The organism is Bacillus sp. GS3m_15504 (assembly GCF_055825275.1).
Map to the genome: position 1 here is coordinate 21,735 of NZ_JBVVNL010000009.1, position 18,507 is coordinate 40,241.

19 protein-coding genes and 1 pseudogene are annotated in these 18,507 nt (G+C 32.3%); 14 read left to right on the forward strand and 6 right to left on the reverse strand.

Going from position 1 to position 18,507, the window contains the following annotated elements; translation table 11 throughout:
- Positions 1 to 301: 301 nt before the first annotated feature.
- The 5 genes from AC0L0O_RS28550 (at position 302) to AC0L0O_RS28570 (ending at position 3,668) form a co-directional block, all read left to right on the forward strand.
- Positions 302 to 760: a MarR family winged helix-turn-helix transcriptional regulator gene (locus AC0L0O_RS28550; RefSeq protein ID WP_000198929.1), complete on the forward strand. Its 459-nt coding sequence runs from the start codon at positions 302 to 304 to the stop codon at positions 758 to 760.
- A 19-nt stretch (positions 761 to 779) separates the two neighbouring features.
- Positions 780 to 1,313: a CDP-diacylglycerol--serine O-phosphatidyltransferase gene (gene pssA, locus AC0L0O_RS28555; protein ID WP_042988717.1), complete on the forward strand. Its 534-nt coding sequence runs from the start codon at positions 780 to 782 to the stop codon at positions 1,311 to 1,313.
- Between the two features lie 23 nt (positions 1,314 to 1,336).
- Positions 1,337 to 1,708, forward strand: a complete 372-nt coding sequence (locus AC0L0O_RS28560) for an ATP synthase subunit I (protein ID WP_000620603.1) — start codon at positions 1,337 to 1,339, stop codon at positions 1,706 to 1,708.
- Between the two features lie 310 nt (positions 1,709 to 2,018).
- The gene (locus tag AC0L0O_RS28565) at positions 2,019 to 2,672 is read left to right on the forward strand and encodes a DUF2306 domain-containing protein (protein ID WP_086421052.1); all 654 of its coding nucleotides are present in this window, start codon (positions 2,019 to 2,021) and stop codon (positions 2,670 to 2,672) included.
- Between the two features lie 357 nt (positions 2,673 to 3,029).
- Positions 3,030 to 3,668 (forward strand): VanZ family protein, encoded by a 639-nt coding sequence (locus AC0L0O_RS28570; RefSeq protein WP_000556860.1) that lies wholly within the window; start codon positions 3,030 to 3,032, stop codon positions 3,666 to 3,668.
- A gap of 99 nt (positions 3,669 to 3,767) precedes the next feature.
- On the opposite strand, the gene dhaQ is transcribed toward AC0L0O_RS28570, so the two are convergent.
- Together dhaQ and dhaS are read right to left on the reverse strand one after the other, a co-directional pair.
- Positions 3,768 to 4,766, reverse strand: coding sequence for a DhaKLM operon coactivator DhaQ (gene dhaQ / locus AC0L0O_RS28575; protein WP_473786220.1), 999 nt, complete (start codon positions 4,764 to 4,766; stop codon positions 3,768 to 3,770).
- Between the two features lie 19 nt (positions 4,767 to 4,785).
- On the reverse strand, positions 4,786 to 5,352 hold the full coding sequence (gene dhaS / locus AC0L0O_RS28580) for a dihydroxyacetone kinase transcriptional activator DhaS (RefSeq protein WP_283729593.1): 567 nt from the start codon (positions 5,350 to 5,352) through the stop codon (positions 4,786 to 4,788).
- Between the two features lie 178 nt (positions 5,353 to 5,530).
- On the opposite strand from dhaS, the gene dhaK reads away from it, so the two are divergent.
- Positions 5,531 to 7,282 (forward strand): dihydroxyacetone kinase subunit DhaK, encoded by a 1,752-nt coding sequence (gene dhaK, locus AC0L0O_RS28585; protein ID WP_473786221.1) that lies wholly within the window; start codon positions 5,531 to 5,533, stop codon positions 7,280 to 7,282.
- A gap of 318 nt (positions 7,283 to 7,600) precedes the next feature.
- Positions 7,601 to 7,990 carry a hypothetical protein gene (locus AC0L0O_RS28590; RefSeq protein WP_264455790.1) on the forward strand — a complete coding sequence of 130 codons (390 nt, stop codon included), beginning with the start codon at positions 7,601 to 7,603 and terminating at the stop codon, positions 7,988 to 7,990.
- 629 nt (positions 7,991 to 8,619) lie between these two features.
- Here the strand turns inward: AC0L0O_RS28590 and AC0L0O_RS28595 are convergent.
- Positions 8,620 to 9,453, reverse strand: coding sequence for a lysostaphin resistance A-like protein (locus AC0L0O_RS28595; RefSeq protein WP_473786222.1), 834 nt, complete (start codon positions 9,451 to 9,453; stop codon positions 8,620 to 8,622).
- A gap of 94 nt (positions 9,454 to 9,547) precedes the next feature.
- Between AC0L0O_RS28595 and AC0L0O_RS28600 the strand changes: the two genes are divergently transcribed.
- The 4 genes and pseudogenes from AC0L0O_RS28600 to AC0L0O_RS28615 all read left to right on the forward strand — a co-directional run bounded on the left by AC0L0O_RS28600 (position 9,548) and on the right by AC0L0O_RS28615 (position 10,672).
- The gene (locus AC0L0O_RS28600) at positions 9,548 to 9,838 is read left to right on the forward strand and encodes a hypothetical protein (protein ID WP_000697262.1); all 291 of its coding nucleotides are present in this window, start codon (positions 9,548 to 9,550) and stop codon (positions 9,836 to 9,838) included.
- Positions 9,839 to 9,867: 29 nt separating this feature from the next.
- Positions 9,868 to 10,062, forward strand: coding sequence for a hypothetical protein (locus AC0L0O_RS28605; RefSeq protein ID WP_000950220.1), 195 nt, complete (start codon positions 9,868 to 9,870; stop codon positions 10,060 to 10,062).
- Between the two features lie 29 nt (positions 10,063 to 10,091).
- Positions 10,092 to 10,370, forward strand: a pseudogene (locus AC0L0O_RS28610) (DUF4176 domain-containing protein).
- Between the two features lie 20 nt (positions 10,371 to 10,390).
- On the forward strand, positions 10,391 to 10,672 hold the full coding sequence (locus tag AC0L0O_RS28615; protein WP_000600373.1) for a hypothetical protein: 282 nt from the start codon (positions 10,391 to 10,393) through the stop codon (positions 10,670 to 10,672).
- 481 nt (positions 10,673 to 11,153) lie between these two features.
- On the opposite strand, the gene AC0L0O_RS28620 is transcribed toward AC0L0O_RS28615, so the two are convergent.
- Positions 11,154 to 12,047: a helix-turn-helix domain-containing protein gene (locus tag AC0L0O_RS28620; RefSeq protein ID WP_473786223.1), complete on the reverse strand. Its 894-nt coding sequence runs from the start codon at positions 12,045 to 12,047 to the stop codon at positions 11,154 to 11,156.
- Between the two features lie 318 nt (positions 12,048 to 12,365).
- Between AC0L0O_RS28620 and AC0L0O_RS28625 the strand changes: the two genes are divergently transcribed.
- A complete protein-coding gene (locus AC0L0O_RS28625) occupies positions 12,366 to 13,490 on the forward strand; it encodes an HD-GYP domain-containing protein (RefSeq protein WP_000975381.1) in 1,125 nt (374 codons plus the stop codon).
- 150 nt (positions 13,491 to 13,640) lie between these two features.
- Here AC0L0O_RS28625 and AC0L0O_RS28630 read toward each other — a convergent pair whose 3' ends face one another.
- Positions 13,641 to 13,751 carry a YjcZ family sporulation protein gene (locus AC0L0O_RS28630; RefSeq protein WP_000540371.1) on the reverse strand — a complete coding sequence of 37 codons (111 nt, stop codon included), beginning with the start codon at positions 13,749 to 13,751 and terminating at the stop codon, positions 13,641 to 13,643.
- A 403-nt stretch (positions 13,752 to 14,154) separates the two neighbouring features.
- On the opposite strand from AC0L0O_RS28630, the gene AC0L0O_RS28635 reads away from it, so the two are divergent.
- Positions 14,155 to 14,436 carry a hypothetical protein gene (locus AC0L0O_RS28635; protein WP_000473838.1) on the forward strand — a complete coding sequence of 94 codons (282 nt, stop codon included), beginning with the start codon at positions 14,155 to 14,157 and terminating at the stop codon, positions 14,434 to 14,436.
- Between the two features lie 636 nt (positions 14,437 to 15,072).
- Here the strand turns inward: AC0L0O_RS28635 and AC0L0O_RS28640 are convergent.
- Positions 15,073 to 15,288 (reverse strand): hypothetical protein, encoded by a 216-nt coding sequence (locus AC0L0O_RS28640; RefSeq protein ID WP_001988694.1) that lies wholly within the window; start codon positions 15,286 to 15,288, stop codon positions 15,073 to 15,075.
- 1,439 nt (positions 15,289 to 16,727) lie between these two features.
- Here AC0L0O_RS28640 and AC0L0O_RS28645 point away from each other — a divergent pair.
- Complete coding sequence (locus AC0L0O_RS28645) at positions 16,728 to 18,464, forward strand: S-layer homology domain-containing protein (RefSeq protein WP_000288209.1); 1,737 nt, start codon at positions 16,728 to 16,730, stop codon at positions 18,462 to 18,464.
- Positions 18,465 to 18,507 lie beyond the last annotated feature (43 nt).

Sequence of the window (18,507 nt, forward strand, 5' to 3'; positions counted from 1 at the left end):
CTAGTTCCTCAATCGGAATATGAGTAACTATGTAGGATGATTTCATTATAACATTTTAACCAGTAATGGGTCTATATGGGATTTTTGTAATTATTACGTTTATTTATTCGGAATGATAGATGTATAATCCGGAATTTGATCTATTAAAAGCAGTGGAAAAGCAAAGGGCATATTTTATTCCGTGTTATAGGAATGTATAGAGCTAGATTTCCCTTTACACAAACATAACGGTATAATATAGTTAAGTTAAGTGAACTTAACTATTGGACGAAACAAAATAACAGCATGGAGGAAGAGTGCTATGACGAGAACATATAAAGAAATAATTAATGAAATGAACCGAGCCTATAATGAATTCTACATTTTACTATTTCAGGAGTTGAAAGATGAGTACGGTCTTACAGGACAGCAAGAGAGTATGTTATTTCATATTCATTTAAATGAAAACACGACAGCAAATCACATCGCGACTACTTTTAATATATCGAAAAGTGCTGTGAGCCAAGTTTTATCGAAATTGGAAAAGCAGAAGATGATTTCAAAGCAAGTAAATCCTAATAATAAAAGGGAGTATTTCCTTACACTTGGTCCAAACGGTAGTAAGTATATGGAGCAGTTGTCTGAGTTAGATGATGTATTAATTGAGAAGTATTTTTCAAAAATCGATATCGGTGCTTTAGAACAAATGACGGATACGCTAAAGAAAATAAATAAAGTGATATTGGAAGAAAAACAGAAGGATCTTAATTGTAATGAGTAAAAAGGAGGGGAAGCATGTGATGAGTCACATACCAAATATGATTACGATAGCAAACTTTGTATGTGGACTTCTCGCTATTCACGCTGTTTTCGTTCACGATATGTATGGTGCAGTTATGTTCATTATTACAGGTATGGTATTTGATCTGTTTGATGGCATGGTTGCTCGGAAACTTGATTCTGTTTCGGAAATTGGCGGAGAGTTAGACTCATTTGCGGATTTAGTTACCTTTGGTGTGGCGCCGTCTATTCTTGCCTATAGTGTCGCTTTAAAAGATTTGCAATTTATCGGGATGATATGTGCGCTTGCATATAGTGTGTGCGGAATGCTTCGGCTTGCGAGATTTAACACGCAGCAAAGCAAACTCCCGACATTTATCGGCATGCCCATTCCATTCGCAGCAATTTGTCTTCTTATTTTATGCCTCCTGAATAATCCAGTTTCCGTGGCGTTTGGCACATGCGTACTCGCTTATTTAATGGTAAGCAAAATCAAATTCCCTCATTTTAAAAAAGATATATCTGAAAGCTTGAAGTCCGAAAGATGGGACTAATGAGAAAGATAAAGGAGCATAACATGATTCGTATGGCATTAAGATCATTCAACATACAAATGTATTGTTTGCTAGGCGTGATGTTATTAGGATGGCTTGTGACACCTTTTCGAGCCCAGTTTGTAGGGATGGGCATTGGCCTTTTAGTAAGTATGTACTGCGCCTGGATTTTAGGAAGGCGTATTGAAAAGTTCGGAGACAGCATTGTAAAAAAAGAAAAGGCACCGATGCTTGGCATGATGAATCGATTTGCAGCCGCAATACTTGGCGCAATTATTATGTATGAAATTGAACACCGTGAGTACATGTGGACATTTGCAGCTGGAATTATGGGTGGGTATTTCTTGATTATTATTAATTTGGGGTATTACAGTATGAGGGATGAGAAGAGATAGATGAGTAAACCCTCAAGTATAGAACGATATACTTGAGGGTTTTTATTATATAAAAAGTTTGCTCATTTTAAATTTATCTATTACTTGTTGCAACATATCCATTAGAAAAACCCCCATTTCAGTACTGTTTATCTTTTTTAGTACGTCTAACAATATAACATATATATTCATTATTTTCGGAAATCTTAATCTATTAAATGTCCCTTTTTCGGGGGTACTCCATTTATATAGAATTATTTTCTATATTTACCAATAATGAACAGTAATGTATAATTTAAATTCCATGAATGTAATAGGGAGGCAGTGAAATTTGAACAGGAAAATTTGGTATGTATTTACTTGTTTTGCTCTTTTAGTATCTAGTTATATTGTTGTCCAATATTTTATTATGAATGGATTTCAAACAGGACTTGTAAAAGCGAAACTTATGTATGGATCTAAATTAAGTGAGTTTTGGTATATGATGCTATTTATACATATTACAACGAGTATAGTAGCATTAGTAATTGGTCCGTTTACATTATCCACTAAATTTAGAGAAAGGAATATCAACCGTCATCGAATAGCTGGGAGAATCTATATGGTTGGTATATTATTAGGAGGCATTTCTGGACTATACCTATCCTTTTATGCTACAGGGGGATTGGTAGCGAAGCTAGGTTTCGGTTTGTTATCCGTATTTTGGCTAACATCAGCATATCAAGCGTTACATAGAGTTAAGAATAAAAAAATGAAAGACCATCGAAATTGGATGATCAGAAATTACTCTTTAACCTTTGCGGCAGTTACATTAAGAATTTGGCTACCGTTGTTTATCGTTCTATTTGGAATAGAGCGGTTTGAACTTAGTTACGCGGTTATTGCTTGGTTAGCGTGGGTACCCAATTTAATTGTTGCAGAATTATTCATAAGAAAAAGACTGAATAAAGGAAAATACGAGGGGAATGAGGATTTACATTTTTGATGTGAATCTGCTGTCATATTGAGGGCAGAATTTTTCAGTAGTTCAATGTTTTTATAGGTGTAAGCATGTTGCTATCTAACAACGAATAGCGGATTCCTAACGAGAGTAATAATAAAACCCAACATAAAATTTAAGAAAAATTTTATATTTACCCCACTTTTTATTTTAAAAGTTTTTCCTATCCTATAAACAAGTTACATCAAGGAGGAGACTGAAAATGAAGAAGTGGGGATTTTTTATTTTTAATATATTCCCTATATTCGAAGACAAAGTAGAAGATTAAATATATGAACAAAGTACCGATTCTTAAACTATGTTCTAAATAATAGATGAAAATGTAAAGTTAGGGGATTCCACATGCATACAGGAGTTTTAATGAGTTATTTGTATACTTATTTTTTTACAATTATGTTTTGTATTTTATTTCAAATTGGATTTTATTTTAAAGCGAAAAACAATATATCTATTCGACATTTTTTATGGGTATATGTTTTTCTATTCTACCTTTCGCTAGTGTATAAGGTGACGCAGATTGCGACTGTATGGGATATAAGTAGATATGAAACGTGGATTCGTGTAAATCAAATCAACTTGACTCTATTTGATACGGCAGGTAGTACTACGTATCTTTTGAATATTTTACTGTTTATGCCTTTAGGTTTTTTATTACCGACCATTTGGCCGCAATTTAGAAAAATAAAAAACACCGTATGCGCGGGATTCTTTTTTTCATTAGCAATTGAGTTAAATCAATTGTTAAATAATAGAATTACAGATGTTGATGATTTATTTACGAATACCCTCGGGGCGATTATTGGGTATGTATTATATACAGCGTTATTTAAATTAATATTGAAAAGAGAGGAAAAAAAGCTTGATAAGAACTCTTCACTAGTCATAAAATACGAGGCTATTTTTTGTTTAGTGTGTTCCTTTGTAGGTGCGATGTTAATTTATTATCCAGCTTTATTTGGAAGACCTGTCATCCTTCAGTGAGGTGATTACGAATTTCTTTTGAACGCTCGTGCGATATTTCAATTTGCAAAAAGCCTTTAACTTGTTATAGTTAAAGGCTTTTATCATCATAATTTTTACTTACCAACTACCCACTCGAGTATCCGCCTTTAACCACTTCACCCAATCCCAATCTTCTATCTTAAGCAAACTGAGTGAAACACCTTTCATATCTAAAGAAGTTAACAGTGTACCGACCTTTACGAATGTAATCTGTAATCCTTCCAGCTCACACAAACGGCGAATGTCATTTGCGAAAATGTATTGTTCCATTAATGGAGTGGCGCCGAGTCCATTAATGAGGATGGCGAAGTTGTCGCCTTTTCTCCAACGGTAAATACTTTTTAGTTTGTTCATCAGTTCAATCGCTAATATTTCAGAAGAGGATAGTGCTTCTTTACGGTAACCTTTTTCGCTGTGAATACCGACCCCGTAAAAGACTTCATCTTCGTTTAATGTGAAGGAAGCTTGTCCTTTCACTGGATTGTTGGCAGGTGAAAGGGCGACTCCTAATGTGTGTAAGTTTTCAGTGATAGAACGGCCAATTGTTGTTAGTTCTTCTAAAGAATGACCTTCAAGAGCAGCCGCACCAAGTATTTTTTGAACGAAAACAGTACCAGCAACACCGCGTCTTCTTTTATTAAACGAAGCATCATCTTCAATTGAAACGTCGTCATTTACGATGATGTGGTCAATTCGTCTTCCTTCTTCTTTAGCGATTTGCTTTGCCGCTAAAAAGTTCTGAACATCATCTTTAAAGTTTTTAATGATGAATAAAATGCTTTTCTCCTTCGGTATGAGGCGAGTTGCCGCCACAATTTGTTCTACTGTAGGCGGAGTGAAAATACTGCCGTTTACTGCCGCTGTAAGCATTCCTTTTCCTACATAACCAATATCAGCTGGTTCATGTCCACTACCACCGCCGCTTATTATAGCGACGTCTTGCTTCAGTTTTTCGATATCTTTTACATAAATGATGTTATTTATTTCGTCATAATTTACTTTGTCGTTATGTTCAAAATAAAAGCCATGCAGCATATCTTGAACGATATTTTGTACATCATTCATAATCTTTTTCATTGCTTTTGCCACCCTTTAATTACTTTGCTGATTGCTCCAGTAATAGTAGTAATTGATTGTTTATCATATTTTTCATGAGAGAAGACATAATGGAAGGATCTACTTTGCATTTGCTTTCAATCCAATCTTTTATCGTTCCAACGAAGCCGTGACTATAAAAGGAGGCAATCGTATTTTTTGTCTCATCAGAAAGGCTGAATCCACAGCTCACAGATAGTTCATCAATAATTTTCATATATAAGTTTTTCGTATGCTCAAATAAATAGTGATTAAACGAGTTTTGTTCAATGACTTTAAAAGCGTTTTGATAAAATTTTTGATTTTCGTAAAAGTAATCAAATAATAAATCAAAAATGTTTTCCCACGTTTCATAGTCGAGAAAGTCGATAATGTTCTCTTTCGTTTCTTCTCTATAGATCCAGCTTAATAGTTCAAATTTATCTTTAAAATGATAATAAAAAGTTTGCCTACGCATTTGACAGTGTAACATAATATCGCTCACTGATATTTTATGAAACGACTCTGTTTCCATTAAATACTTCAATGAATTCGCGATTATCTTTTTAGAAATTATAGAAGAGGTCATCTGAATCATCCCTAGAATGTTATTAATATAAAAATCCTATCTATAAATGAGAGCGGTGTCTTTAGACAGATTGTCCATTTTGTCCGTTTACTATAAAACGCTTTCATTTTAACATGAGTAGTAAGAAGAAGATTTCAAATATATCACAATATATTAAAGGAATTGAGGGAGAATCACAATGAAAAAGATTATAAACAAACCAGAAACATTAGTAATGGAAATGTGTAACGGAATGGTTATGGCTCATCCAGAGCTTGAGCTTTTGAAAAAATATAAAGTCATTAAGAAGAAAGAAATGAATGAAAATAAAGTAACGTTAATTAGTGGCGGTGGTAGTGGTCATGAGCCGGCACATGCAGGATTAGTCGGAAAAGGAATGTTAGATGCGGCAGTGTGCGGAGATGTGTTTGCGTCACCTTCACAAATTCAGGTATATCAAGCAATTAAAGCAACAGCTAGTAAAAAAGGTACGTTATTAATTATTAAAAATTATAGCGGCGATATTATGAATTTCAAAAACGGAGCTCATTTAGCGACGGAAGATGGAATTGAAGTCGACTACGTAAAAGTAGACGATGATATTGCGGTAGAAGATAGCCTGTACACAGTAGGACGCCGCGGCGTTGCGGGCGTTATTTTAGTTCATAAAATTGCCGGAGCAGCAGCGGAAGCAGGTATGGATTTAGGAGCGGTGAAAGCTGTAGCGGAAAAAGCAGCGGCTAACGTGCGCACAATCGGTTTAGCGTTAACGTCTTGTACAGTTCCAGCGAGCGGATCACCTACTTTCACACTTGCGGAAGATGAAATGGAATATGGCGTTGGTATTCACGGCGAACCAGGTATTAAACGTGAAAAAATGTTGTCAGCTGATGAATTAGCGAACCGTATGACAAATGATTTAATGAAAGATTTAGGAGTAAAAGATGGCGAGGAAATCGCACTTCTAGTTAACGGTTTTGGCGGAACACCACTACAAGAACTTTACTTATTTAACAACGCAGTTACGAGAGAATTAGCAGCTAGAAACATTAAAATCAATAGAGTATTTGTCGGTAACTATATGACGAGTATCGATATGGCAGGTATGTCTTTAACAGTGATGAAGCTAGATGATGAGCTAAAAACATTACTATCGAAAGAATGTAATACACCAGCGTTTAAAGTAGACGGGCCAGTTGAAAGTGTTGAGTATGTAAATGTACTTGAAGAGGCAGAAGAGAATGAAGTTTCCTTTGAACTAGAAACGGCGGAAGAGCACGCAGTTATTAAAAATAATGTCATCACATTAAACAACATGATCTATCTCGTTGATAAAATGAGCGATATTATTATTAAAAATGAAGTACCGTTCTGTGAGTTAGATACACATGCAGGTGACGGCGACTTCGGAATGAGTGTGGCAAAAGGATTTAAGCAATTAAAACGTGAGTGGCATTCTATCGTGGAGCAAGAAAACGTAACAATCGGATCATTCCTTGACGGTTGTTCGATGATTATTATGGAACATTGCGGCGGTGCATCTGGCCCAATTTGGGGCGGAGCATTCCGCGCAGCTAGTAAAGCAGCAGGCGAGAAGCGTGAGCTAACAGTGAAAGAATTCGCTGAAATGTTACAAGCAGCACTGCAAGGCATACAATCGATTGGTGAAAGATCATTCGGCAGAGGAGCGGTAGTTGGTGATAAAACGCTTGTTGACGCACTTGCTCCATGTGTAGACTCATGGTTAGCTAGCGCTTCAAACGAAGTAGACATGAAAACTGCCTTTGAAAAAGGAGCAGAAGCAGCGGTTAAAGGAGCAGAGTACACGAAAGAAATCGTAGCTCGCATGGGCCGCGCCGGTACAGTTGGTGAAAGAAGTTTAGGCTATCCTGATGCAGGTGCGCATGCGCTTGGAGTTATCTTTACGGAGATTGCGGGTAGTTTGAAATAGGAATTATGTTAGTGTGATAGAATCCCCTTCACGGTAAGTTGTTTACTGTGGAGGGGATTTTTTTAGTTGATATATATAATTTCATTAGATGTTCTCTCCACAAAGATATGTATTTTATAAATACTGAGATAAGAATTTTAAAAGAAGTAATATGAGTCCGTATTTTTTACAGTACTTGTTAATCTTTTTTCATCGTTGGCTTAGTAATACCGAGGGTTATTATAAATATATTAATTACATAATTTGTCCCTATCAAAAGGAACGTCTTTTGCATTTAATATATTGTAAATATATATTATTTCGAAAGGATGTGATGATATGGCTCATAAATCTACCGGAGTGTTTCGAGTTCCAGTTTCTGAAAATGGGATTATTCCAACTGCTCTCAACATTATGTTAAACAATGATTCACGCTGCCATACTAGTAATGTAACGGTAACTGTTAAGAGAAGTCCAAACACTTCTTTCCCAACTCAAAATGAATTAGTTGAAATCTCTCGTACTTTTGTTTCTTTAGGACCGAACAGAACAACTAAGATTGTGTTGTTTACTCCAGAATTCCAAATAGAAGATTTTCTTGATGTTATCATCAGTGGAAATAAAGATGATGTTAAGGATGTTCTTGTATATTCTTTCTTAGCAGATTCAGCAGGTCACAATCTGCCATCTACTGTTTTCAGAAATGCAGAATACACTTTTGCTTGCTGACAACGTAATGATGTATTCTTTACTATCATATCAGGGTGCCATCTTGCAGCTTGAATCAACTTAATTTTATTGTGTTGTTATTATATAAGAAAAGAAGACATCAATTAAGATGTCTTCTTTTACTTGTACACTTGGTGTTAAGAAGGTATCATATTGCTTAAAAACCATAAAAAAATATAACAATCATCGAGTAAGCCTATTATAGCATCAATAAACAGGTTTTAATATGTAATATTGCATATATATAGATTTATTTATATTTAATCTATATAGTTAAATTGTCTGTTATTTGTTTTAATTCATTTACTTATTTTATTTTTGAGCGCTCCAGCAATGGAGCCTTTTTTTATGAAATAAAACATTTTCTTTGCGTTATTTAGTTGATCTATATTAACTTTACCTCTTAAAAAAATATCCATATTTAACAAAAGTAGTGTATAGATAACTAGTTTTTTCAAGAATCTATTGGATTAATAGTTTTAATGATATTTTACTAAGTTGAGGTTGCGACACATCACCATTAATCTATCCCCTATAACGAAAGTTTTATGCATCGTTGACTATCGGCAATGAGACGCTATGTCTACTAATTTTGTATAGAGCAAGCATGTAAAAACTAAAAACTATTACTAAATCGAATCCTGTTCTTTATTAATAATTTTTTTGATTTTATTTCCATATAAAACTTTCTTTGGATTTATAACTATAAGTAAAATTGCAACTATTAAATAAAAAATTGCAGTATACATAATTAATTCAATTAATTGTCCATTTATTATGCCAATAAATAAATTAAAGAAAAAGTGGATGATGATTGGAACAATTAAATTTTGATTTAAATTATAAAATGTTGTCATGATAATTGTAGTAGATATAATTGCAATCATAAAAAATAAAATATATTTAATTAAATTACTGCCTGTAAAACCTGTAGTAAACCATATAGGTAGATGCCACATTCCCCACCAAAAACCAATAATGATTGAAGATTTTAATGGCGAGTATTTTTTCTGGAGCTCCATTAATGCAAAACCCCGCCACCCTAATTCTTCTCCTAGTGGTCCGGATACAATAGTTTTAACAACATAATAAAGTAATACGCCCCATGTAGTTCTATTAAAAATAGAGTTTGCTTCACTGTTAGTCGAAATGAGAAACAACATCGTCAAAAATATAATTATTTGAATCATACTTACAGTAAGAACTATAGAGTAGTTAAGTTTATTTTTAAATCTACCTTTTACGAATTGGATAAAACTCTGTCCAGGATAAATTCTTTTAAATAGAAACATAAAAGCAAAAGTGGAAGACCAAGCTGATATGCAGAGCATTACATCAAAAATCCAAGTTGGAAAATGTAATAATTTTGTAATTCCTACAAGAAGAAAAAGTGGCCAAAAAATAATGTTGGTTAGTAATATAAAACTTACCACCGGCTTTTTCAGTCTTTTACCTTCAGTCATATACAATCCCACCTTAAGCTAAATTTTTAACCTACTATAATGTACTTATTCAGCACACCAATATAATACACCGAATTTTCTATTTATATTTTCTATGAAAATATTATTTAGTCAATTAATAAATGATATTGGTGTAGATCATGAATATGGGAAATTAAACGGTAAACTTGGAGGTGCTGAACTGAGTGTTGTAGCTAAAGATGGTTATTACGATTTTAGTGCAAAAATTGATTTAGCTAAGGCTGAGGGAGAAGTTAAAGTACCATTACCTTTTACTGATTGGAAAGTAGTCGTTGGTGGAGAGGCTAAATTTGGATTAAAAAATGAATTAAGTGTCGGCCTTGGTATTGGATTAGAAATAAAGTTTGGCGTAGAGAAAGGTTAAATTGTTGTATTTATTAAGGAGGAAGAGTTTTGCTTTCATTACAGGTATTTAGGAAAATCTTAATTATTTTTGGTGTTATTGCTGTTCCTCTTAGTTTATTAGCCCTTTGGTTTGGAGCAGATGCTACATTTAAAGAGAAAATGATGTTATCTTTAGTTTTTGGTATAGTTATGCCATTAACTGGTTTTATTTTTTATAAAATTACGTCTTTATTTTTAAAGTAACAATTCTTTTTATTTAGGAGGAACTTCGTATGGAAAAAATATATATACCAAAATTACCGATTGGAAATGAATTATTACCTATTGTTCCTGTAGTTTTTGTAGAAGAAATTAATCAATCTCTTATGATTTATAGAAGAAAGCAATAACAATCTGATAATAAATTAGGGGATTATGTTGCTTGTCCAAATTCTCATGGTAATTTATCAAAAGAATATAATGTGTTTTTTAACCATAATCACATTGTTCATTTATTATTTAAGGGTTTTGAGACAGAGGATGAATTAAGAAAAAAATTATCCGAGCTTTAATGGAAATGGAGAATTATTATATGATTTTAGGGATTTCATATTTTGATATTTTTTGTATTGTAGTGATTGTCTTGTTTTTCTTTATTTTTTGGAGATTGCATGTATGGTATAACAAGAAACATAATGTTCCTAAGGTTTTTCAATGGTTTCCTAGAAAATGGGGTAAAAGAAAAGTGTCAGAGCATTTATCACAATTGAATGAAAAGCTAGCGGCTGAAGGTAAAGGTATTTGGGTTACAATCTATGCTATAGATTTATACATTGTAACTATTCCTTGTACAGTCAAAAAATATAAATCTTAATAAGTATATAAAAGAAAAGACCTTTTATTGATATTATCCCCTTTAGGTAGACAGTGTGAAAAAGACCATGTATACACATGGATGCTACACTATTACTTAGAGGGGATTTTTCATGGCCAAAAAAGGTACAACATTTAATACATACTCAAATGAGATAAAGTTATCAGCTGTTCAAAGTTATTTAAACGGTGAGGGAAGCTACGATTGAAGAAAATATTTACTTTTATAACTATAAACGTTTCCAAAAACGACTCAACCATCGAGCTCCGATAGAATATCGAATCTCGATGGCTGCTTAGTCTTTTTAATACTGTCTACTTGACAGGGATAAGACCAATCATGGGGCTTTTTTTTAGTGTCCATGATTTGGGGTACAGTTCAGTGCCTTCCGACTTGAACCACTTTAATTTTAATAATAGAGTGCTAAGTTTAAAAACTATAGGGACTTTTCTTGTGGGCTTTGTAAGTAGTTTTTACGAAATTATGAGTGTTTTTTATTCTGTATTTCAATAAGTTTTTCTTTAATCATTTGTATATAATGTTCTTTTTCTGTTAATTCAAATATAAATAATGCTTTTTTCATGTTATTAACAACAGCTTCTTCATTAGGGTGTTTAAGTTTTAATAAATTCGAAGCTTTAAAATAGCATAATTCACCTAATAGGTAGAGAGTATTTAGATTAATAGCTATTTTGATGCCCTTGTCACTGTATTTTATTGATTCTTGATATTGATCCATTAGATTAAAACATTTCGTTAAATTAAAAACGATTTTTAATTTAATTTCTTTATCTCTAGGGAAATCCAAATTATCAAAATTTCTTAAACATTTTTTTAATATATTAATAGATTTTTCATATTCTTTATTTTCCGCATATAATATAGCAATTGACTGCATAATATCTATTTCTCTTTCTGATAAACAATCAACATTCGTTACAGTTAGTTTTAATGCATTATTTAAAAGAGTTAAAGCCAATTTTGTTGCGTTATTCACACGATATATAGCAATTGCTTCATAAAATAGTAGAAATTGTTTATCCTCTCTTGATTGGAAATTATTTTCGTTTTTCTCTTTTTTGACTATTTCATAAAGTTCTTTATATTGTTTTTGCTTTGTACAATCAATCATTACATATTTTACATTTTGTACGTATTTTAATTTTTTGTTTTGAGTTAGTGCAAATATATTATTTGGATCAACACCAAGTCTTTCAGATAATTGATATAACAATATACTAGATGGATAAATCACACCTTTTTCGATCTTGCTAATTTGACTTTGTGAACATATGCCATGACATAATTCAGATTGTGATATATATTTTTTTATTCGAAGTTCTTTAATGGTAATACCCAAATCGTTAAATTCCATTTTCTCCACCTACTATTTAGCGCTTTATTAGTATAATATTATTTAACCTTAATGTAATGTAAAATTAATATAGTTGCAATTATTATTTGTTGGTGCTACCCCATGCCTATCAAGCTAAGAAAATACAACTTCAATTGTAGTAGAGGTTGTTTCTTTTTCTATAATCTTATTCATCTCTTTATACATTCCTATCATGGCGGTACCCCATTTATAGGTTATGAGAAAGGGTATTTTTTGCACTATTATCTATTCTTGGATATTATTAATAATATCTATATGAACTTATGTTTTTATTAAAAAGGTTTGGCGGTGTGTAAAATGATGAAAGGGATTAAAAATATTGAAACGAAAGAACCGATAAACATGTTTCTATTTATTCCCTGTAGTACTCTTTTGTTTGATAATATTTATCAACATTTTATTCTTGGAAAGGATTTTACACTAGAGAAGCTTTTATTTGAACTCGTATTTTTATTTATTTTCATTTCATTTTTTTTATGTAATAAGTGTTTACAAAAAATGAATAAACAAATGTTTACAAAATATATTTTTCTTGGTGTTAGTATTATTTATCTTTTGGCATATGATCTTATGTTTATACGTGATCCAGGTTCTTCTTTACATATCCCATATTTAGAGTGCTTCTTAGTAATTTCTGCTCCTTTATTTTTAAGTATTCATTATCTTCTAACGGTATCTATTTGTATGGTATGTAGATTTTTAATTGCTATTTATTATTTTGAAATTAATTATCCAATATCATTAATATTATTGTTTCTAATCATTTTTGTTACGTCATTTTTTGTATTTCTTTCATTAAAATTTTTAGTCCAAAAAATTAAAGCATCCTATGAAAAACAAATGAAAGAAACAGCTTTATCGATAATGAGGATAATGGAATTAAAGGATCAATATACGAAAGGACATAGTGAACGTGTAGCCAATTATGCTACGATTCTTGCTAAAGAAACAAATGAATATGATGATAATTCTTTAAAACAATTTCATTTTATTTGTTTATTACATGATATAGGAAAAATAGGTATTCCGGATGAGGTTTTAAAGAAAGCATCTTCTCTTACAGAAGAAGAATATAATCTTATTAAGACACACCCACAATTAGGATTAGAAGTTTTTAAAAATATATCTTTAATAAAAGGTAGCGAAGATATAATTCTTTCTCATCATGAAAGATGGGATGGAAAGGGCTATCCTCAAAAACTAAAAGGAAATCAAATACCATTATGCGCAAGAATTGTTGCAATAGCAGATGCATTCGATGCAATGACTTCTTCAAGAGCATATCGTTCGGCTCTATCTCCTGAAGAAGCTTATAGACGTATTATAGAAGGATCTGGTACACAATTTGATCCTTCGATGGTAGAGGTTTTCAAAAAGGTATTTCCTTTGTGGGAAAGAATGGTCCCGAATTCTTTTCGTTAAAAACGCATGTCTGAAATCGATTCTTATTTGAGGTGTGATGAATGCGAAAAATGAAAAACCAAATTCAATTTTGATAAAAGTTTGGAACTAGATCATGAATAAGGCACATAAAGAGAAGGTACCCATATAGGTACCTTTTCTAATAGTTTTTTAGCAGAAACAACTACATCCGATAATGATTAATAGAATAAATAATACAACTAATAAAGCAAATCCTCCAGCGAAACCGCAGCCTTCGCCGCAACTACCACCATATCCCATAACAATAGTGCCTCCTTTAGATAAAAGGGTAAAACTAGGGTTCATTCCATGGATTTTAATGGGTTCACTTTACCTTATGTTTTAAAGAATGAATGGAGCAGGTCCTTTTGAAAATAAAGAAAAGACGCCATTAGGCGCCTTCCTTTTAGGTAGATAAGACTTTAGTTTTCCAATCTAAAGAAATTTTGTATCAGTTCCTTGTGAGTATATCATAATATCTGATTGATTTATTATGCATTGTTACATACTTCTCTAAATCCCTCTATTTTTTATTTGATAAAATAAAATCCTAATATTACCAAAAGTTAAATAAATATTTCTACATATTCAAGATATTTACATAAATTACAAAAGTGATACATTTAAGTTGTAAGTTATAAAAACTATTAAAGGGGGATTTATTATGTTCAAGAAATTAGTAGTAGGGCTATTGGCAACTGGTATTGCATTAACAGGAGGAATTGGAGCGGCTTCAGCTGATACGCAAAAAGCTGTGAGTTCTCCGAAGCAAGCAACATGCTCAATTCCTTATGAGTATTCTAATGGTAAATTCAAAAGAACTCTGTATTACTCAAATGGAGTATATGCTAATAGTTTTACTGAAAATGTTTGTGGCGGGACGATTACATGGTATTTAAAACATGTTCAACATGGAGTTGCTTTTTACGAAGGTAATTTAAAATAGTGGATTTTTTGAACCTCATTTATTGAGGTTCTTTTATTTTTAGTTTTCAAACTGATTCTCTATAAAAAAGCTAGGATTTCTCTTAGCAAAAGAGTTATATGTCGTACAGAAAGGCAGTTGTATACAAACTGGATGTTCTTGATTTCATTATATAACGTTTATCGGGTGGAATGATTGAATTATAGCAATCTTTACGTAAGTTTTATGTGATATTAAAGTTTTTGAGAGAGGCTGAATTAGAATTTTGTACAAATAAGCAGGAAGTATGGGGATAATATTATAAATAAACGGCTCAATTCTCAAAAGGGAGAGAGTTGAGCCTGAGGATGTAATTACTAAGCTCTCGGGTTGATGAAAACTAGTAATTAAATAAAATCGCCCTAGGTTTAGGGGGTCTAGGGTTTCATGTTTTGGTATATCTCACACGACATTATAAAAAGAATAGAACGTACTGAAGATAACATATGAATGTTTCATAAATGTATCAAAAAAATGAACAAATTGTGATTGAAATAAAAAAGAGTTCTTACTATTATGTAAGAACCCCATAAACAAAGAAAAAAGTCGTATGTGCCTCAATATTATTGTAATGAAATTAAATGAAAACGTTATTTTAATATAAAGTGAAATTGAAAGTTAGTAAGCAATACTTAAAAAAGTACAAGCGGCAAATCCGTAAACTAATAAGCTACTAGTAGCAAGGAATTTTATAATTTCATTTGTAGAAATAATAGTTAAACATAGTGCTATAGATGCACCTATAAAGAATTGGTACTTCGTATGTATATTTGTAAGATTAATTATTACAAGTACAGTTAAGAAAAGTGAAATGAAGTTAAAATATCTTTTCATTGTCATATTTCCTTTCAGTGTTTGATCTGTATCTATTATACCAGATTGTACCAGTAATAACATACTTTGTAATGAAGCTTAATAAAAATCTCATTTTTCATAAATAAAAAGGCGGTTGTTTCCGCAACCACCTTTCAGCAAAATAAAGCACTTTTTCAGAAATAAAATATGGATAATTCCTGAAAATGTTATAGGATATAATCCCATTTTTATAATTCAAGTGACGAGCTTAATTTATAAGAAAGGAATGACTACATTATATGAAAGCTTGTCTAACAAGGTTACAAATAAAAGAGCAGCTAGCAAGTGCTAACTGCTCAATACAAGGAGATACAGAGAAAACGAAATGAGTTTTGGCATACAGCCTATCAACATTATGGACATAATATTGAGTTTTATTCGAAGGAATTCATATTTTATAAATTAGATTACGATAGTCGATATTCTCCATATTGACCAGACAAGAACCAAGAATTCTAGTGAAATTCCAAGTGTTCTTTTCCTAGTTTTTTGAAATTCTTTTATTAAATAGCCAATAGCACTAATTGCTATAAGAATGAAAAGAATAAGTTCTAGTGTAACTGGCATTTGATCCGCTCCTAATATGTTTATTTGTTATATAAAGATTATAGGATATTTTTGTGGTTAGTAGTGAAAAATTTAGTAAAACTATCTCTATATGAAAAAAGATTCTGCTGTCTCCAACAGAACCTTTTCTAAAATGGCAAAGAGTAACTCTTACCTTACTCTTTGTTTATATACTACAGGAGTGTTAATGAAAATCCAAGGTTTCTTATATTGAGAAATAAAGAAGAATTATTTTAAAGAATTTGATCATTGTTATAAATAAAGGAGCAGTTAGCAAAAACTAACTGCTCATCTCCAAGGGGAAACCAAGAACAAACAGCTATTATAGACGATTTAAAAAATCATACTATTGGTTTAGGATTAGTAAGGAAATACATTGCTCTCCAGAAATTAGAAAAGGCTATAGCTTGTATAATGAAATAAGTGATGATATGGAAAGGAAGCAAACGCGAGAGTCTCTTATTATCGTACTAGATAAAACGATAAATAAGTTTATAAAAATAAGGAATATAAGAAAGGACCCGCTGGAGTTTGGGTCCTTTTAGAAGTGATGATGTTTTCTCGGATTAGGAAACTGAGAAAATACAAAAATATAATACATCGAGATTTAGAGAATTTCAATACTAAATTAGAGATTACCATGAGGGAGTTATAACGAGTTACTACTTATATATTCGCAAGTAAAACAACATAAAATTAATACGGAAAAATATATTAATATGAGTTTTTGCATATTTCAAAACTTAGTGTATCCTTCAAAAAGTTTTAATTGTATAATATGTTTTGTCATATTCTTTTAGATTTTTCGACAAAAAATAATATAAATAGAAACGATATTGGGAGAAGGAATTATGTACACAAAACTACTAAAATCAATTACATCATTATCACTTATAGGCGGTGCTTTACTATATACAAATGGTAGTGATGTGAGAGCAGCTGAGGCAAGTATTTTTTCTGATGTGCCTACGTCGCATTGGTCGTATCCGGCGATTAAAGATTTATCGAGTAAAAATATTATTTCCGGTTATGGAAATGGGAAGTTTGGTTTCGGTGATGTTGCGACGAGAGAGCAAGTTGCAGCTTTAATTTATCGTGCGCTGTTACCGAATAAGCAAGGTGGTACGTTCAGTAACGAAGGTGCTCGTTATGTATTAAAAGATGGATCTACTTTAAACAATCCATATCGAGATATTCGCGCAGGATCTACATTGTTTCCAGAAGAGGTTTTAACATTAACGAAATTAGGAATTTTTAACGGGGATGGAAACGGAGGGTTTAGACCGAAAGATTCTGTTAGCCGTGCAGAAATGGCGCAAATTATTAAAAATGCTTTTCAAGTTTCAGCTAAGCAAAAGCATACATTTAATGATGTTCCGAATGGTTTTTGGGCAGAAGGCGCGATTAGTGCGGTGCAGTCAAACGGGATTGCATCTGGGACAGGCGACGGGAAATTTGAACCTGCTAAAACGGTAACGCGTGAACAGTATGCACAGTTTTTATATAATGCTTTGCAATATAAAAAGCCTGCGGTTGCGGTGCAAGATACAGGAGATGCGGCATTATTAGCAGCATTCAAAGATGAAGTGCAGAAGCGTATTAATACGTACGAAACGAATATTACACTTCCGTATAAAACGACAAATAGTAATACAAAAGAAGTGATGAATACACTTTTTAACGCCTATAAAGAAGTGGCAAGTAAAAATGAGTATACAAATAATAATAGATCGAATGTTTCATATGGACTTTCTGGATCACCTGGTAATTATACGTTTACGTTAAAGATTACATACCGTGAAACGAAGGAACAAACGGAATATGTAATGAAGCAAGCAAAGGCAATCGTTTCTTCAATTACGCAAGCTGGAATGGATGATCACGAAAAAGTGAAAGCGATTCATGATTATGTCGTAAAACACGTTTCTTATGATACGTCTTATAAAGCTTACACAGCATATGAAGCACTTGTAAATCGTTCTGCGGTTTGCCAAGGTTACGCACTATTAACCTATCAATTATTAAAAGAAGCTGGAATTGAGAATCATTTTGTAGTAGGAACTGGAGACGGACAGCCTCATGCTTGGAACTTAGTGAAAATCGAAAACAAATGGTATCACCTTGATACAACATTCGATGATCCTGTGCCAGATGAACAAGGCCGCGTAACATATTCTTATTTCAACTTATCAGATGAGCAAATCGCAAGAAATCATGAGTGGAACCGCGGGGACTATCCGCAAGCTACAACAAATTATTATAGTACATTAACAAATAAAATTGCGGCAGGTAGTACGAAAACTCCTGCATATCAGCAAATATTAAAAGATACAAAGCTAAACTATTTAGGAAATGAATACATCGCAAATAACTATAATGAATTCAAAAATAAAATGCAGCAACGTTATAACGAAAAGTCACCAAAGATTGAAATTCTTTATAAACAATCAATGGATGGTGCATTGCAAGATGTAAAAAAAGTAATTGGAGAAATCGGTTATCCGCAAGGAGCAAGCCGTGTTTCTTATAAAGCTGAGCCATATAATGCGAAAGAAGGATATTCTTTAGTGACGATTACGTTTATGTAAAAAGCAACCTAGATCCCATGTTGGATCTAGGTTGTTTTTTATA

What these genes read in the sequence shown, in the direction of transcription:
- AC0L0O_RS28550 (WP_000198929.1), top strand. Translation starts at nt 302, where the DNA reads ATGACGAGAACATATAAAGAAATAATTAATGAAATGAACCGAGCCTAT.
- pssA (WP_042988717.1), top strand. Translation starts at nt 780, where the DNA reads ATGAGTCACATACCAAATATGATTACGATAGCAAACTTTGTATGTGGA.
- AC0L0O_RS28560 (WP_000620603.1), top strand. Translation starts at nt 1,337, where the DNA reads ATGATTCGTATGGCATTAAGATCATTCAACATACAAATGTATTGTTTG.
- AC0L0O_RS28570 (WP_000556860.1), top strand. Translation starts at nt 3,030, where the DNA reads ATGCATACAGGAGTTTTAATGAGTTATTTGTATACTTATTTTTTTACA.
- dhaQ (WP_473786220.1), bottom strand. Translation starts at nt 4,766, where the DNA reads ATGAAAAAGATTATGAATGATGTACAAAATATCGTTCAAGATATGCTG.
- dhaS (WP_283729593.1), bottom strand. Translation starts at nt 5,352, where the DNA reads ATGACCTCTTCTATAATTTCTAAAAAGATAATCGCGAATTCATTGAAG.
- dhaK (WP_473786221.1), top strand. Translation starts at nt 5,531, where the DNA reads ATGAAAAAGATTATAAACAAACCAGAAACATTAGTAATGGAAATGTGT.
- AC0L0O_RS28590 (WP_264455790.1), top strand. Translation starts at nt 7,601, where the DNA reads ATGGCTCATAAATCTACCGGAGTGTTTCGAGTTCCAGTTTCTGAAAAT.
- AC0L0O_RS28595 (WP_473786222.1), bottom strand. Translation starts at nt 9,453, where the DNA reads ATGACTGAAGGTAAAAGACTGAAAAAGCCGGTGGTAAGTTTTATATTA.
- AC0L0O_RS28600 (WP_000697262.1), top strand. Translation starts at nt 9,548, where the DNA reads ATGAAAATATTATTTAGTCAATTAATAAATGATATTGGTGTAGATCAT.
- AC0L0O_RS28615 (WP_000600373.1), top strand. Translation starts at nt 10,391, where the DNA reads ATGATTTTAGGGATTTCATATTTTGATATTTTTTGTATTGTAGTGATT.
- AC0L0O_RS28620 (WP_473786223.1), bottom strand. Translation starts at nt 12,047, where the DNA reads ATGGAATTTAACGATTTGGGTATTACCATTAAAGAACTTCGAATAAAA.
- AC0L0O_RS28625 (WP_000975381.1), top strand. Translation starts at nt 12,366, where the DNA reads ATGATGAAAGGGATTAAAAATATTGAAACGAAAGAACCGATAAACATG.
- AC0L0O_RS28630 (WP_000540371.1), bottom strand. Translation starts at nt 13,751, where the DNA reads ATGGGATATGGTGGTAGTTGCGGCGAAGGCTGCGGTTTCGCTGGAGGA.
- AC0L0O_RS28635 (WP_000473838.1), top strand. Translation starts at nt 14,155, where the DNA reads ATGTTCAAGAAATTAGTAGTAGGGCTATTGGCAACTGGTATTGCATTA.
- AC0L0O_RS28640 (WP_001988694.1), bottom strand. Translation starts at nt 15,288, where the DNA reads ATGAAAAGATATTTTAACTTCATTTCACTTTTCTTAACTGTACTTGTA.
- AC0L0O_RS28645 (WP_000288209.1), top strand. Translation starts at nt 16,728, where the DNA reads ATGTACACAAAACTACTAAAATCAATTACATCATTATCACTTATAGGC.